Source organism: Hansschlegelia zhihuaiae (assembly GCF_004103825.1).
GTDB lineage: Bacteria > Pseudomonadota > Alphaproteobacteria > Rhizobiales > Methylopilaceae > Methylopila > Methylopila zhihuaiae.
Genome location: NZ_RYFI01000018.1, coordinates 1 through 12,117, shown reverse-complemented (window position 1 = coordinate 12,117; position 12,117 = coordinate 1). Strand labels below are relative to the sequence as shown.

Annotated in this window: 15 protein-coding genes and 1 tRNA gene; 14 read left to right on the top strand and 2 right to left on the bottom strand. The window is 65.4% G+C overall.

Annotated features, from left to right (window positions below):
• Positions 1-57: 57 nt before the first annotated feature.
• The 10 genes from EK403_RS17065 to EK403_RS17025 all read left to right on the top strand — a co-directional run bounded on the left by EK403_RS17065 (position 58) and on the right by EK403_RS17025 (position 6,845).
• The gene (locus tag EK403_RS17065) at positions 58-555 is read left to right on the top strand and encodes a hypothetical protein (protein WP_128778677.1); all 498 of its coding nucleotides are present in this window, start codon (positions 58-60) and stop codon (positions 553-555) included.
• 49 nt (positions 556-604) lie between these two features.
• Positions 605-775, top strand: a complete 171-nt coding sequence (locus tag EK403_RS22480) for a hypothetical protein (RefSeq protein WP_164919649.1) — start codon at positions 605-607, stop codon at positions 773-775.
• A complete protein-coding gene (locus tag EK403_RS17060) occupies positions 772-1,404 on the top strand; it encodes a hypothetical protein (RefSeq protein ID WP_128778676.1) in 633 nt (210 codons plus the stop codon). The genes EK403_RS22480 and EK403_RS17060 overlap by 4 nt, the downstream gene beginning before the upstream one ends.
• A 473-nt stretch (positions 1,405-1,877) precedes the next feature.
• Positions 1,878-2,081 carry a hypothetical protein gene (locus EK403_RS17055; protein ID WP_128778675.1) on the top strand — a complete coding sequence of 68 codons (204 nt, stop codon included), beginning with the start codon at positions 1,878-1,880 and terminating at the stop codon, positions 2,079-2,081.
• A gap of 345 nt (positions 2,082-2,426) precedes the next feature.
• Positions 2,427-2,687 carry a hypothetical protein gene (locus EK403_RS17050; protein WP_128778674.1) on the top strand — a complete coding sequence of 87 codons (261 nt, stop codon included), beginning with the start codon at positions 2,427-2,429 and terminating at the stop codon, positions 2,685-2,687.
• Positions 2,638-3,723 (top strand): hypothetical protein, encoded by a 1,086-nt coding sequence (locus EK403_RS17045; RefSeq protein WP_128778673.1) that lies wholly within the window; start codon positions 2,638-2,640, stop codon positions 3,721-3,723. The genes EK403_RS17050 and EK403_RS17045 overlap by 50 nt, the downstream gene beginning before the upstream one ends.
• A 451-nt stretch (positions 3,724-4,174) precedes the next feature.
• A complete protein-coding gene (locus tag EK403_RS17040) occupies positions 4,175-4,807 on the top strand; it encodes a hypothetical protein (RefSeq protein ID WP_128778672.1) in 633 nt (210 codons plus the stop codon).
• Between the two features lie 158 nt (positions 4,808-4,965).
• On the top strand, positions 4,966-5,502 hold the full coding sequence (locus tag EK403_RS17035; protein WP_206659570.1) for a hypothetical protein: 537 nt from the start codon (positions 4,966-4,968) through the stop codon (positions 5,500-5,502).
• Between the two features lie 16 nt (positions 5,503-5,518).
• Entirely contained in the window at positions 5,519-5,782 is a 264-nt protein-coding gene (locus EK403_RS17030) for a helix-turn-helix transcriptional regulator (RefSeq protein WP_206659569.1), read from the top strand.
• Positions 5,772-6,845 carry a tyrosine-type recombinase/integrase gene (locus EK403_RS17025; RefSeq protein ID WP_128778670.1) on the top strand — a complete coding sequence of 358 codons (1,074 nt, stop codon included), beginning with the start codon at positions 5,772-5,774 and terminating at the stop codon, positions 6,843-6,845. The genes EK403_RS17030 and EK403_RS17025 overlap by 11 nt, the downstream gene beginning before the upstream one ends.
• Here EK403_RS17025 and EK403_RS17020 read toward each other — a convergent pair.
• Both EK403_RS17020 and EK403_RS17015 read right to left on the bottom strand, forming a co-directional pair.
• Positions 6,846-6,922 (bottom strand) — tRNA-Arg (locus EK403_RS17020).
• A 121-nt stretch (positions 6,923-7,043) separates the two neighbouring features.
• Positions 7,044-8,510 carry a sensor histidine kinase gene (locus EK403_RS17015; RefSeq protein ID WP_128778669.1) on the bottom strand — a complete coding sequence of 489 codons (1,467 nt, stop codon included), beginning with the start codon at positions 8,508-8,510 and terminating at the stop codon, positions 7,044-7,046.
• A gap of 320 nt (positions 8,511-8,830) precedes the next feature.
• On the opposite strand from EK403_RS17015, the gene rpmH reads away from it, so the two are divergent.
• From rpmH to yihA, 4 genes are all read left to right on the top strand, one after another.
• Entirely contained in the window at positions 8,831-8,965 is a 135-nt protein-coding gene (gene rpmH / locus EK403_RS17010; RefSeq protein ID WP_020179492.1) for a 50S ribosomal protein L34, read from the top strand.
• A gap of 34 nt (positions 8,966-8,999) precedes the next feature.
• A complete protein-coding gene (gene rnpA, locus EK403_RS17005) occupies positions 9,000-9,407 on the top strand; it encodes a ribonuclease P protein component (RefSeq protein ID WP_128778668.1) in 408 nt (135 codons plus the stop codon).
• On the top strand, positions 9,408-11,258 hold the full coding sequence (yidC, locus tag EK403_RS17000; protein ID WP_128778667.1) for a membrane protein insertase YidC: 1,851 nt from the start codon (positions 9,408-9,410) through the stop codon (positions 11,256-11,258). It abuts the gene before it with no gap.
• A 157-nt stretch (positions 11,259-11,415) separates the two neighbouring features.
• Positions 11,416-12,069, top strand: coding sequence for a ribosome biogenesis GTP-binding protein YihA/YsxC (yihA, locus tag EK403_RS16995; RefSeq protein WP_128778666.1), 654 nt, complete (start codon positions 11,416-11,418; stop codon positions 12,067-12,069).
• Positions 12,070-12,117 lie beyond the last annotated feature (48 nt).

The window sequence follows — 12,117 nt, the reverse complement described above, 5'->3', positions numbered from 1 at the left end:
CGACGCTGGTCCGGCGGGGCCGATTAGGCGATGACGGGGGAGGAACGGTCCGAACCAATGGCGTATATCGGAGGCAAAATTGGTGACGAGATGCCGATCGAGCCAGTCGTCCCGCTCGACCCGAGGAGGCTATGCATCAGCTATGGCGATGCTGCGGCCTCCGGTCACTCGTGGTTCGACACGACGCTGCCGCCGTCCAGCTCTCCCCAGAATACACTTTACTTGAGGCGGGGATGTCACGTCGCGCTCGCCGGCGATCGGACCTTCGGAATATTTTTCGACGTGACGGGGTTCGTGGTCGGTCCGTCGCCGAGCGGTGCGGCCGTGACGCTGAGGCTGCATCGCGCCGCGGGCTTCGGAGCGTTCGAAGAATCGGCGATCGTATGGACCCGGTCGATGGGGCGGGGCGAGACGATACGCTTCGCGGGCGACCTGGCGGCGGGCGCGGATTTGGTGACCCCGGCGCGGTGGTGGCTCACCGCGACGGTCGCGGCAGATCCGTCCGTTCCCGCGACTGCCCCGATCGAATGCACGGACAATTTTCACATGGGCTGAGCGAGCCCGCCTGCAGGCGAAGCGCCGCCTTTTGAAGGAGAAAGCAGAGATGCCGGCATTGGTTGCGCCGCTGATCACAGCCGGGTTCGCCGGCGTCAGCACGACGATCGGGGCGCTCTTCGCGTCGGGCGCGCTGACGCCGGTGGTCCTTCGACCGACCGGCGAGGCGCTGGGCGCCATGGTCGCGCCGGTCGTGCTCCTCGAGGCCCCGCGCAAATGAGCGCGATGATCGGCGTCGTCCAGGCCGACCGCGTTCACCTGTTGGCCGACGCCGCGGTCTTCCCGCCGGGCTCGGACCGCCTGAAGGCCGTCGCGGAGAAGATCCTGCGGGTGCCCGACGTCAATGCGGTGTTCACCGCGCGCGGAGCCGGCGAGAGCTTCGGGGCGTTCATGGCGGCCTGCAGTGCCGTGGGCGCGCCGGATTTCGACAGTTTCGTCGATCGGCTGCCGGCGGTCCTCGAGATCTACGACGCCGCCATGCAGCCCTTCCTGCGGCAGCCGACCGAGCTGCTGATCGCGGGCTGGTCGACGAGGCGGGGCGCGCCGATGCTGCTCTATCGCGCCATGCATGATCTCTTGCCCGGCGCGACGGCCGGCGAGGTCTATGAGGTCGCGTGCTTCACGACCGGGGACGTCGGGGACATGCCCGCCGACCTGGCGACGTTCACCGTCGCCGACGGCGTCGCGGCCATGGAGAAAGCGCGGCGCGCGCCGGCGGCGAGCCTCGGAACGCAGATCGGGGGCTTCGTCATGCACGCGATCGTCAGCGCCGAGGGCCCGCCTGTGTACCACGTGCCGCACAGATGGCCCGACGTCATAGGCGAGCGGCTGAAGCTCCAGGGCGCCTGAGCGCAGCGTCCGGCGGCGAGGCGCGCGCCGCCTTAGCGCGGACGGCGTCCAATTCGCCGCGATCATTCAACGGGTGGCGAGAATACATGCGGACGGCGGACGTCCGGCCGCTATAGAGCCGCTTGTCTCGCGGCGGCCCTCACCATCGTCAACCTTTGATTCACGCGTTCTTTGAAACTAAATTTAGTGGGCGAAAGGTCGTTGTTTCCACGAGGGATAGCGGTCAGTCCGTGGATAGGGGGATTCCAGACTCGACGGCTGAGAAAGACTCGCTCTAGGCTTTGAAGTTGACCGCGCCGAAAAGAAAAACGGCCCGAGGCTGCAATCCTCAGGCCGTTTGGATCGGAGCGGGTCCTGCGAAACTCGTGGTCGCTGCAGGACGGATGAGAGCAAACTCCGATGCTACATTCGTAGCGCTGTTCGCTCTCGCGATCAAGGCGACTGCCTGTCAACTGGTCGTATGGAGAGCATTTATGACCAGCTCAAAGAAGCCCGGCGCGGCCGGGCTCCGCATGCCGTCACGCCGCATCAAGCCGGAAGACGTTCCGACCATCAAGAAGCGCATCCGCCTGGGTGAGTTCTTGAACCGGATCGCGGCCGACTACGACGTGAACCCCGGACGGATCAGCGAGATCAAGACGGGCCACCGGTTCGCGGCGATCCCGGCGGCGACCTGAGCCGCCGACAGGGAGGCGGGGCTTCGGCCCCGCCTCTATGACCAATGTGACTGTAACCTCGTCTGGCACGACGTGACGAAACGTTGGCTCGACGCGGGGGCGACGACGTCGAGAGGGTGCGGGCTCGGGCGCGGCGGGAGCCGGCGGCCGAACTGTTCAGCGCCGTGCGCTGGTTATCGCGAGCTGAACGCCGGCGTGCGGCTCGTGAGGTGAGGCGGATAGCATAATCTGCAAATCCAGAGTGCCGGGTTTGGGCGTCGCTGTGCACAACTTGTCGATGCGACTCGACGGGAGATATCCATTCACAAAAAATGGACGAGGGAAAATTTACACTGAGAGACTCGGATGGCCAAAAGCGCGATCTTTATTCCGAGGGCGAAGGACAAGGATGTGCTCGGCTTTATGGTCGAGGCATGTCGCGCCATTGAAACAAATGAAATCGGGATATTAGAGCTCGGTGCTGCCAAACACTTAAGATTAAATATTGACGACGAAAAAGATCAAAATTCTCTATCGATTTATGCAGACTCAGAAATTTACGCCATAAACGAAGCATATGTTCAAAAAAAAAACATTCAGCCTCTATTACAGGAGAGGCAAGTCTGACGACGGCAGTAATTATATTTTAGATGTTATCGATGTCAATAATAATCCTGGATATGATCAACAAGAACCTGACGTTGGTTCAGATCAGATACATAAGTTAAATGTACTTATAAATGCTCATTTTGAGCAAGATGCGGCTGCTCTTGGTCAGCTTTTCAAGAATCCAAGGATATTTTCGCAGCTGATAGCATCTCATCAGCAACAAGTTGGGGAACTTCAAAAAACGGTGCTTGCCATAAGCGAGCAAGCAGTGGATGCACGACATTCTCTTGAGGTAGAGTACGCCGAGAGACGTTCTACTCTCGAAAAAGAGATTGCAAATAAACATGCTACTCTAAACGCGGAAATCGATGAAAGATTAGTCGATTTTAGTCGGCAAAAGCAGGAGCTAGAAAATCGAGCAAAGCAACTCGATGATCGCAATAACACGCACGTCCGGAGGCAAATCCGGAGAGATCTTAAGCAAAGATTAGAGCAACACTCGAATAAATTCACGGTCTCAGATACTACTCGAAGAATGCGTTGGCCGGTCCATGTGGGTGTGTGGTCAGGTTTAATTGGTCTTGGTGCGCTTATATTTTATTTTTCGTCTGCCGCTCTTGCGCCGTCGCTTCAGGAGACATCATGGATATTCGTGATAACGCTGTTGATTAAGCCGCTTGGGCTAACCTTGGCGATGCTGGGTCTCGGTACATGGTATCTGCGTTGGATGAACCGATGGTTTGAGCAACATTCCAGCGCAGAATTTCAATTGAAACAGTTAGAGTTAGATATTGATAGAGCAAGCTGGGTCGTCGAAACGGCTCTAGAATGGCGACAAGTACAAGACAGTCCTATGCCTACGCATCTTCTAGAAAGTATTTCTCGGAATTTATTTACCAAATCCGATAAGGATGAGGGCGCTGACATGCATCCTGCGGATTATTTGGCATCTGCACTTCTTGGCAAAGCGGCCGCTCTCCGTGTTGCGTTGCCAGGCGGCGGAGAGGTCGAGTGGGGCCCGAAAGCGCTGAAGCAGGCGGGCAAGTCGGACTGAATGCGCCCCCGAAGGGGCAACTTGGCAAATCGCGGGATCTGATGCAGCGTGTCCGTGGGCTTGGAAACCCGGACTGAAGATAGACTGAACAACCCTTTGGCGAGGGCCGCTCCTTTGGAGCGCGGTCGAACTGTGAGCGGACGCGCTTGGCGGCGCGCCGAACCTGGCCATTAGGCCGGGAGCGGTGCGCCATGTCCAGAGCCTCGGCTTAAAAGCGCGTCGGCCTGTCTCTTCAGCAGGTTTCCAACTCCCGGCTGCCGGCCCCGTCGACCGGCGACGGCCTTGGAAAGCCGTATCATCTGAAGAGCCCGACCATGAACGCCTGCACACGCCGCTCTGAAGCCTGCCGTCTAGACGGCAGGGCTGTCATCGCCCGCCGCCGCGTTTCTCCTGAGCTCGACACCGAGCAGCCGGCGCCGATCGAGGCGCGGCCATGAACAGGAGAACCGCCATGACAACCTCAGCCGCCGCAGCTCTGACCATCGCTTCCGGCCAATCCGCCCGCCCGGCGGCGCCCAAGCCGCGGGTCGTCGAGAGCCAACTCGACATATCGATCCGTCGCCACGAGGCGGCTGTCGAGGAGTTGGAGGCGGCCCAGCGCGCCTACCTTGAGATCGCGGAAGCATACGACAAGGCGTATCCCGTCGAGATGCTGCCGGCGACCCCTTGGAGCTTGGGAGCACATATCTCATCCCGCATGACGTCCGAGAAGTGCAAGGATCTCGTCAAGCTCGACTTCCACCAGTTGCGGGGCTGCGGGGACCTTCTGGCTAGAATGGATCCCGAGATTGGCGAGTCAGTGCGCGTGACGTTGGTCGCCAAGGAGGCCGAAGCTCTCGCGCGCGTCGATCGGCTTTTCGACGACAGGCGGTCACGCGAAGACGCATTCGGACTGACTGCGGCGGAGGGGCGGCACCAAACGGCGATGGAGGCGGCGTTCGCCGCCGGCGACGCTGTCTTCCAATGTCCCTGTCGCACCATCGACGAAGTTCGCCGGAAGGCCCGCTATCTCATATCCAGCACGGCGATCACTCCTGGACTGGAATACGAGCCCGAGGACATTCTCAAGGCGTTCTTGGCATAACGACCTTCGCCGTGCGGTGCCGGGGCGCCACGACAGCGTAAGCACAGGGGCCGACCGCAGTGATGCGGTCGGCCCTAGCTTTTGGGGGCGTCAGGCCACGAACTTGCTAAATCGGTTGATTAAGGTATGGTGCCTTAATCAACCGATGGAGGCCTCTGGTGTCCCGGAAATATCTCCTTTCAGAAGTCGCCGCCGTCGTCGGAATCCCGGTGGGCGCATTGCGCAATTGGGTCCAGCGGAAGCAGTTCTGGTTCGACGACGACGAGGATCTCACAGCACCGGCGGCGGGCCTCCCGCACCAGATCGGGGAACGCAGCCTGATGCGCGTCGCGATCATGGCGCGGCTCACCCGCGTGGACGGGCTCTTTGCCGGCCGAGCGTGGGAGATCACCAGCGCTTTCACAGAGTTCGGAGATATCGGGATCGTCGGCCTCGACGAAGAGGTGCGGGGACCTGGCGAGATGTACAAGGGCGAGCGTTTTACGACGTTCCTCGTCGCCGCGGGGCACGGTCAACGCCCCCTCGTCGTGAAGGCAGACCGGGAGGCTGGTTATATCGAGCTCGTGGCGACGATGCTCGAGCACACCAGCGCGATCGTCATCAACCTCAACCGGCTCCATGAAAGCGTCGCGGCGGGTTTAGCAGCCGTCCGCGACAAAGAGGTCGGCCGGATGTCTCAGACAGTCGACGCCTAGATTCCGGAGCGGCTTGATGGTTAGCGCTGCTCTGCCTCCCGGAATCATTCCGCGCGGGCTGCCCCGCGATCAGGCCGCCGCCTATCTGGGGTTGACGCCTCGCCAGTTCATGGCGCGGGTGCGCGAGGGCCACTTGCCCGGCCCGATCCCCGGCTCGCAGATCTGGGATCGGGCGGCGCTCGACGCCTGGCTCGACCAGGTCGGCGGGCTCGTGCAGCGCGTCCCGAACACCTCGGCCGAGGCCGAATACGAAGCGTGGAAGGCGCGCCGTGCCGGCTAGCAGGACCCCGCGCGTCAACACGGTGCGCCGGAAGCTCGCGACCGGCGAGGTGGCGACCTATCACTATCACCGCGACACCGGCGACCGGCTCGACGGCGAGCCCGGCACGCCAGAATTTGCGCGGAGTTGGGCCGACGCGGAGGAGCGGCGGCGGAACCGGACGGGCGGCACGCTCGCCGGGATCATCCGCGACTGGGAGAACAGCGCGGAGCACCGCGCCCGCGCCGTGTCGACGCGCGCCGAATACAAGCGCATCACGACGGCGATCGACGCCAAGTTCGGCACCGTGCCGGCCGGCGCCCTCGTGGCGCGAGGGTTCCGCCGCGACGTCCTCGCCTGGCGCGACGAGCTCGCAATCCGGACGCCGCGCGAGGCCGACAACCGCGTCACGATCCTCGCCAGCGTCCTCGCCTGGGCGGCCGATCGCGGGCACATCGAGGCGAACGTCCTGCAGAAATGGCGGCGGGTCTACAAGTCCGACCGCTCCGAGAAGATCTGGCTTCCGGAGCACGTCGCGGCGTTCCTGAAGGCGGCGCCCGACGAGCTCGCGCCGGCGATGATGCTCGCGCTCCACACCGGCCAGCGGCGCGGCGACCTGCTGAAACTGCCGTGGTCGGCCTATGACGGCTCGGCGCTGACGCTCCGGCAGGGCAAGGGCGGCCGGCGCGTCGTCATCCCGTGCACTGCGGCGCTCCGCGCGACGCTCGACGGGCAGACGCGCCGCGGGCCGCTGATCCTCGTCACGAAGACGGCGCGCGCCTGGTCGGCGCGCTACTTCGCGGCGCAATGGGACGCGGCCGCGAAGGCGGCTGGCGTCGCCGATCTCCACTTTCACGACCTGCGCGGGACGGCGATCACGATGCTCGCGGAGGCGGACTGCACCGTGCCTCAGATCGCGTCGATCACCGGCCATTCGCTGCGATCGGTCGACGCGATCCTTGAGAAATATCTGCCTCGGACGCGCGCACTCGCCGAGCAGGCGATCGCGAAGCTCGAGAACAGCTTCGGAACGAAATCCGCAAAACGTTCTGCAAAACGGAATGGGAGCACTGAGGCTAAGTAGTGGCGCGCCCGAAAGGATTCGAACCTCTGACCCCCAGATTCGTAGTCTGGTGCTCTATCCAGCTGAGCTACGGGCGCGCGTCCCGCCGGATCATGCCGCGCGGGAGGCGAGGTCATTAGCGGCTCGCCGCCGCCTTGGCAAGCATTTGACGAACGACCGGCGATCCCAGCGACAGCCAGGGGTCCCACGAGCGAACCCTCAGGCGCGGGCGCGCTCGCGTTCGCGGGCGCGGGCCTGGAGGTCGATCGGACGGTCGGGGATCGTGAAGCGGAAGGTCGCGCCCATCGTGCCGTCGACCAGCGAGATCGACCCGCCATGGGCGCGCACCAGCTCGGCCGCGATCGCGAGACCGAGGCCGGTGCCGCCGGTGCGGGTCGAGCCCTGGAACGGCTCGAACAGATGCTCGCGCGCCTTGGGCGGCAGGCCGGGGCCGGTGTCGGAGAGCTCGATCACCACCACAGCGCCCTCGCGGCGGCCGAGCACGCGGATCTGGTCGCGCGTGGGATCGGGGCCGCCGCGGCTCTCGAAGGCCTGCATGGCGTTGCGGCCGAGATTGAGCAGCGTGCGGAAGATCTGGTCCGGATCGGCGTCGACCGTCAGCCCGCGCTCGACCGCGGACACGAAGCCCACGGGGCCCCCGGAAGCCAGCCCGAGCGCGGTCCGCACGTCCTCGACCACGTCGGCGAGCGGCGTCATGCGGCGGCTCGGCGGGTTCTCGTGCGCCGCGCCGTAGGACAGGGTCGACTGGCAGAAGTTGATGGCGCGGTCGAGCGTCGCGATCAGCCGCGGCGCGAGCTTCTGGACGGTCGGGTCGGAGACTGACTGCAGCCGGTCGGACATCAGCTGCGCGGAGGCCAGCATGTTCCTGAGGTCGTGATTGATCTTGGAGACCGCGAGGCCGAGCGCCGCGAGCCGCGACTTCTGCTGGAACTGCCCGTGGATCTCGAGCTGCATGCGCTCGAGCTCGGCCTCGGCGACGCCGATCTCGTCGGCCCGGCCGGACGCCACCACGACGCGGCTCGCATCCTCGGGCGCGTCCGCGAAATCGACCATCGACTCGGTGAGGCGGCGCACCGGGCGCACGATCATCAGGTCGAGCGTCACATAGACCAATGCGCCGGTGACGAGCGAGATCACCAGCGCGAGCAGCAGCACCTTGCTCGAGAAGGCGAGCATCGCGTTGCGCAGCGCGGTCTCGTCGACCACGATCTCGATCACGTCGCCCTCGGACGGGCCGTCGGCGATCACCCGCGCCAGGCGCCTGTCGCCGTTCAGCATGGCGTCGAAGGCCTCGAGCACGGCCGAGGGGCCTACGCTCTCGCGCCGGTCGACGGTGATCGCGACCTCGGGCGGCATGTCGGCGACCGCGAGCAGGCGGCGCGCCTCCCCGGTCTTCATCACGATGGCGCGGGCCTCCACGACCCGCAGCAGCTTCCGGGCGAGCGGCTCGGCCACCATGCCGTCGGGCGCGGCGTCGAGCGCCAGCGCCGCGGTGCGCGCGCGGTTCAGCTGGTCGTCGATATAGTTCAGCCTGAAATTCGCGACCGAGGGCACGAAGATCAGGATTTCGGACACCATCACGAACAGCGCCGTCAGCGCCAGCAGCTTGCCGGACAGCCCGAGGCGGCCCTGCGGCTGGTCGTCGATTGCGTGCTCGTCGGTCATCTGTGCGGATCGGGGCGGCGGATCAAATCACCAAGGCGTCGGACGGGGCGGATGATGCGGCGCGCCCGAGGCCGCGTCAAACGATGCGCGCCCCGTTCGCCGCCGCCTTGACCCTCTGGGACCGATCAAAGCATCGCGACAAGGCGGTCTGGGCGCCCCGGCGTCATTGACTTGCCGCGCGGGGCGCCCGTATAAGCCGCGCCATGTTCGCGCCCGCGGAGACCGCGGGTTTTTTCGTTTGGCCGCATGTCTTGCGTGGCCGCCCGCCGATGAGGCGCGGGCGGTGAGCCCGAAGGCTTCGGCGACCGGAGATCAGTTTCGTGAAACGGACCTATCAGCCCTCCAAGCTCGTCCGCAAGCGCCGGCACGGCTTCCGCGCGCGCATGGCGACGGTCGGCGGCCGCAAGGTCATCGCGGCGCGCCGCGCCAAGGGCCGCAAGCGGCTGAGCGCCTGACCGGACGGCTCGCGCCGCGTCCGGTCGCCCCGCCATGGCGAAGGTCGCGCGATCGCTCGACATGATGCGCCGGCGCGCCGATTTCGTCGCCGCCACGAAGGCGGGCGTGAAGGTCGGCGGGCCGCTGATCTCGCTCCAGCTCAGGGATCGGGCCGCGCCGGACCAGCGCCCCCGCGTCGGCTTCACCGCGACCAAGCGGATCGGCGGCGCGGTCGAGCGGAACCGGATGAAGCGGCGGCTGCGCGCCGCCGCGGGCGAGGCGCTCGCGGGCGAGGCCCGGGCCGGCTGCGACTATGTGCTGGTGGCGCGCCGCGCGGTGCTGGACGCGGGTTTCGACCGGCTGCTGCGCGACCTTTCCGAACAGCTGAGGCGCGCGCACGGAAAGGCCGATGGCGGCCGGGACGCCGGGCGCGCGGAACGGCGGCGCGAAAGCGGACGATAGATGGACAATCGCAACACAATCCTCGCCGTCGTCCTGTCGATCATGGTGCTGATCGGCTGGCAGTATTTCTTCGCCAAGCCGCAGCTCGACGCGCAGCGCCAGCAGCAGCAGACCCAGCAGGCGCTGACGAGCGAGAACAAGGGCGCGGCGACGCCTGCGGCCGGCGTCGCCCCGACCCCGACGACGGCGCCTGGCGCGCCGTCTGCCGGCGCGGCGCCCGCGGTCAAGACCCGCGAGCAGGCGCTCGCCTCCGGCCCGCGCGTCAAGATCGACAGCCCGCGGCTCGACGGCTCGATCTCGCTCGTCGGCGGCCGGGTCGACGACGTCCAGCTCAAGGACTACCGCGAGACCGTCGACCCCAAGAGCCCCGAGATCGTGCTGTTCGCGCCGCTCGGCAGCCCGCAGCCCTATTACGCCGAGTTCGGCTTCGTGAACGCCTCCGGCGGGACCGCGCGGCTGCCCGACGGCCGCACCGAGTGGAAGGCCGAGACGCAAGGGGCGCTGACGCCCCACAACCCGGTGACGCTGTCCTGGGACAACGGCCAGGGACTCGTCTTCCGCCGCACGATCTCGGTCGACGGCGACTATCTGTTCACGGTCAAGGACCAGGTCGAGAACAAGGGTTCGGCGGCCCAGACCCTCTACCCCTACGCGCTCGTCTCGCGGCACGGCGAGCCGCATGTCTCGGGCTACTACATCCTGCACGAAGGCCTGATCGGCGTGATCGGCGAGGAGGGCCTGAAGGAGGTCTCCTACAAGAAGGTCTCGGAGGGCGCGCAGACCTTCAAGGGCACGGGCGGCTGGCTCGGCATCACCGACAAATATTGGGCGGCGGCGCTGATCCCGCCGCAGGACAAGAGCTTCCAGGCGCGCTTCGCCTCGACGACCGAGGGCGGCAAGACCTATCAGAGCGACTATCTGCTCGACGCGCTCAGCGTCGCGCCCGGCGCGACCGGCGAAGTGACCGGCCAGCTGTTCGCCGGCGCCAAGCAGGTCTCGGTCATCGACAAATACGAGAACAATCCGGGCTGGGTCGGCCGCCTCATCGGCGCGCGCTACGATCCGAACCGGCCGACGATCCAGAAATTCGAGCTGCTGATCGACTGGGGATGGTTCCACTTCATCACCAAGCCGATGTTCTACGCGCTCGACTTCTTCTACAAGCTGCTGGGCAATTTCGGCCTGTCGATCCTGGTCGTGACGGTCATCGTCAAGCTGCTGTTCTTCCCGCTGGCGAACAAGTCCTACGTCTCGATGTCGAAGATGAAGCTTGTGCAGCCAGAGATGGCGAAGATCAAGGAGCGCTTCCCCGACGATCGCGCCCGCCAGCAGCAGGAGCTCATGGAGCTCTACAAGAAGGAGAAGATCAACCCGCTGGCCGGCTGCCTGCCGATCGTCGTCCAGATCCCGGTGTTCTTCGCGCTCTATAAGGTGCTGTTCGTCACCATCGAGATGCGGCATGCGCCGTTCTTCGGCTGGATCCACGACCTCGCCGCGCCCGATCCGACCTCGCTGTTCAACCTGTTCGGGCTGATCCCCTGGGAGGTCCCGCACTTCCTGCTGATCGGCGTGTGGCCGATCATCATGGGCGTCACGATGTTCGTGCAGATGCGGCTGAACCCGGCTCCGCCGGACCCGACCCAGGCGATGATCTTCAACTGGATGCCGCTGTTCTTCACCTTCCTGCTGGCGTCGTTCCCGGCCGGGCTGGTGATCTACTGGACCTGGAACAACCTGCTGTCGATCCTCCAGCAATGGGTGATCATGAAGCGCCAGGGCGTGAAGGTGGACATCATCGGCAACACGATGGACGTGTTCAAAAAGAAGCCCGCGGACGCGACGAAGACGTGAGCTGAGATCGTGTCCCGNNNNTGAGCCGGGACCCATTTTGCGCGGCGACTTCGAGAGAAGCGGCGCGCACGCCGTGAAGGTTCCGAACGCCGGAGCCGAATGGGTCCCGGCTCAAGGCCGGGACATTGAGGGCGGCGGTGCGGAGACGTTGAGCGGGATGTCCGAAGCGCCGGAGCTGGACCAAGACCCCTATCCCGAGTTCGGCCGCAAGCTGTTCGCCGGGCCCTGCGACTTCCTGCGCAGCTGCGCCAAGCTCGAGCAGCTGCCGGGCATGGACCGGCCGGAGGTCGCCTTCGCGGGCCGCTCCAACGTCGGCAAGTCGAGCCTCGTCAACGCGCTGACGGGCCGCAAGACGCTCGCCAAGACCTCGAACACGCCGGGCCGCACCCAGCAGCTGAATTATTTCGACCTCGGCGGCCAGGCCTATCTGGTCGACATGCCGGGCTACGGCTACGCCCAGGCGCCGGTCGAGCAGGTGCGGGACTGGACGCGGTTGGTGAAAGCCTATCTGCGCGGCCGGGCGAGCCTGGCGCGCGTCTTCGTGCTGATCGACGCCCGCCACGGGATCAAGGAGGTCGACAAGGACGCGCTTGGCCTGATGGACCAGGCGGCGACCTCCTATCAGGTCGTGCTGACCAAGCTCGACCAGCTGAAGGCCGCGGAGCGCGACGCGCGGATCGAAGAGACGCTCGCGGCGCTCAAACGCCGGCCGGCGGCCTTTCCGGAAGTCCTGGCGACCTCGAGCCGCGACGGGATCGGCATCGCCGAGGTCCGCGCGGCGATCGCGCGGCTGATCGACGAGCGGCGCTAGGGTCTGTACCCAATAGATTTGCGGTGTGGACTGCGTGCTGATTCAAGG

Bases quoted from the DNA above. Each gene is read 5' to 3' on its own strand.
- EK403_RS22480 (WP_164919649.1), top strand. From the start codon at position 605: ATGCCGGCATTGGTTGCGCCGCTGATCACAGCCGGGTTCGCCGGCGTC.
- EK403_RS17065 (WP_128778677.1), top strand. From the start codon at position 58: ATGGCGTATATCGGAGGCAAAATTGGTGACGAGATGCCGATCGAGCCA.
- EK403_RS17060 (WP_128778676.1), top strand. From the start codon at position 772: ATGAGCGCGATGATCGGCGTCGTCCAGGCCGACCGCGTTCACCTGTTG.
- EK403_RS17045 (WP_128778673.1), top strand. From the start codon at position 2,638: ATGTTCAAAAAAAAAACATTCAGCCTCTATTACAGGAGAGGCAAGTCT.
- EK403_RS17015 (WP_128778669.1), bottom strand. From the start codon at position 8,510: ATGACCGACGAGCACGCAATCGACGACCAGCCGCAGGGCCGCCTCGGG.
- yidC (WP_128778667.1), top strand. From the start codon at position 9,408: ATGGACAATCGCAACACAATCCTCGCCGTCGTCCTGTCGATCATGGTG.
- EK403_RS17050 (WP_128778674.1), top strand. From the start codon at position 2,427: ATGGCCAAAAGCGCGATCTTTATTCCGAGGGCGAAGGACAAGGATGTG.
- yihA (WP_128778666.1), top strand. From the start codon at position 11,416: ATGTCCGAAGCGCCGGAGCTGGACCAAGACCCCTATCCCGAGTTCGGC.
- EK403_RS17040 (WP_128778672.1), top strand. From the start codon at position 4,175: ATGACAACCTCAGCCGCCGCAGCTCTGACCATCGCTTCCGGCCAATCC.
- EK403_RS17055 (WP_128778675.1), top strand. From the start codon at position 1,878: ATGACCAGCTCAAAGAAGCCCGGCGCGGCCGGGCTCCGCATGCCGTCA.
- EK403_RS17030 (WP_206659569.1), top strand. From the start codon at position 5,519: ATGGTTAGCGCTGCTCTGCCTCCCGGAATCATTCCGCGCGGGCTGCCC.
- rnpA (WP_128778668.1), top strand. From the start codon at position 9,000: ATGGCGAAGGTCGCGCGATCGCTCGACATGATGCGCCGGCGCGCCGAT.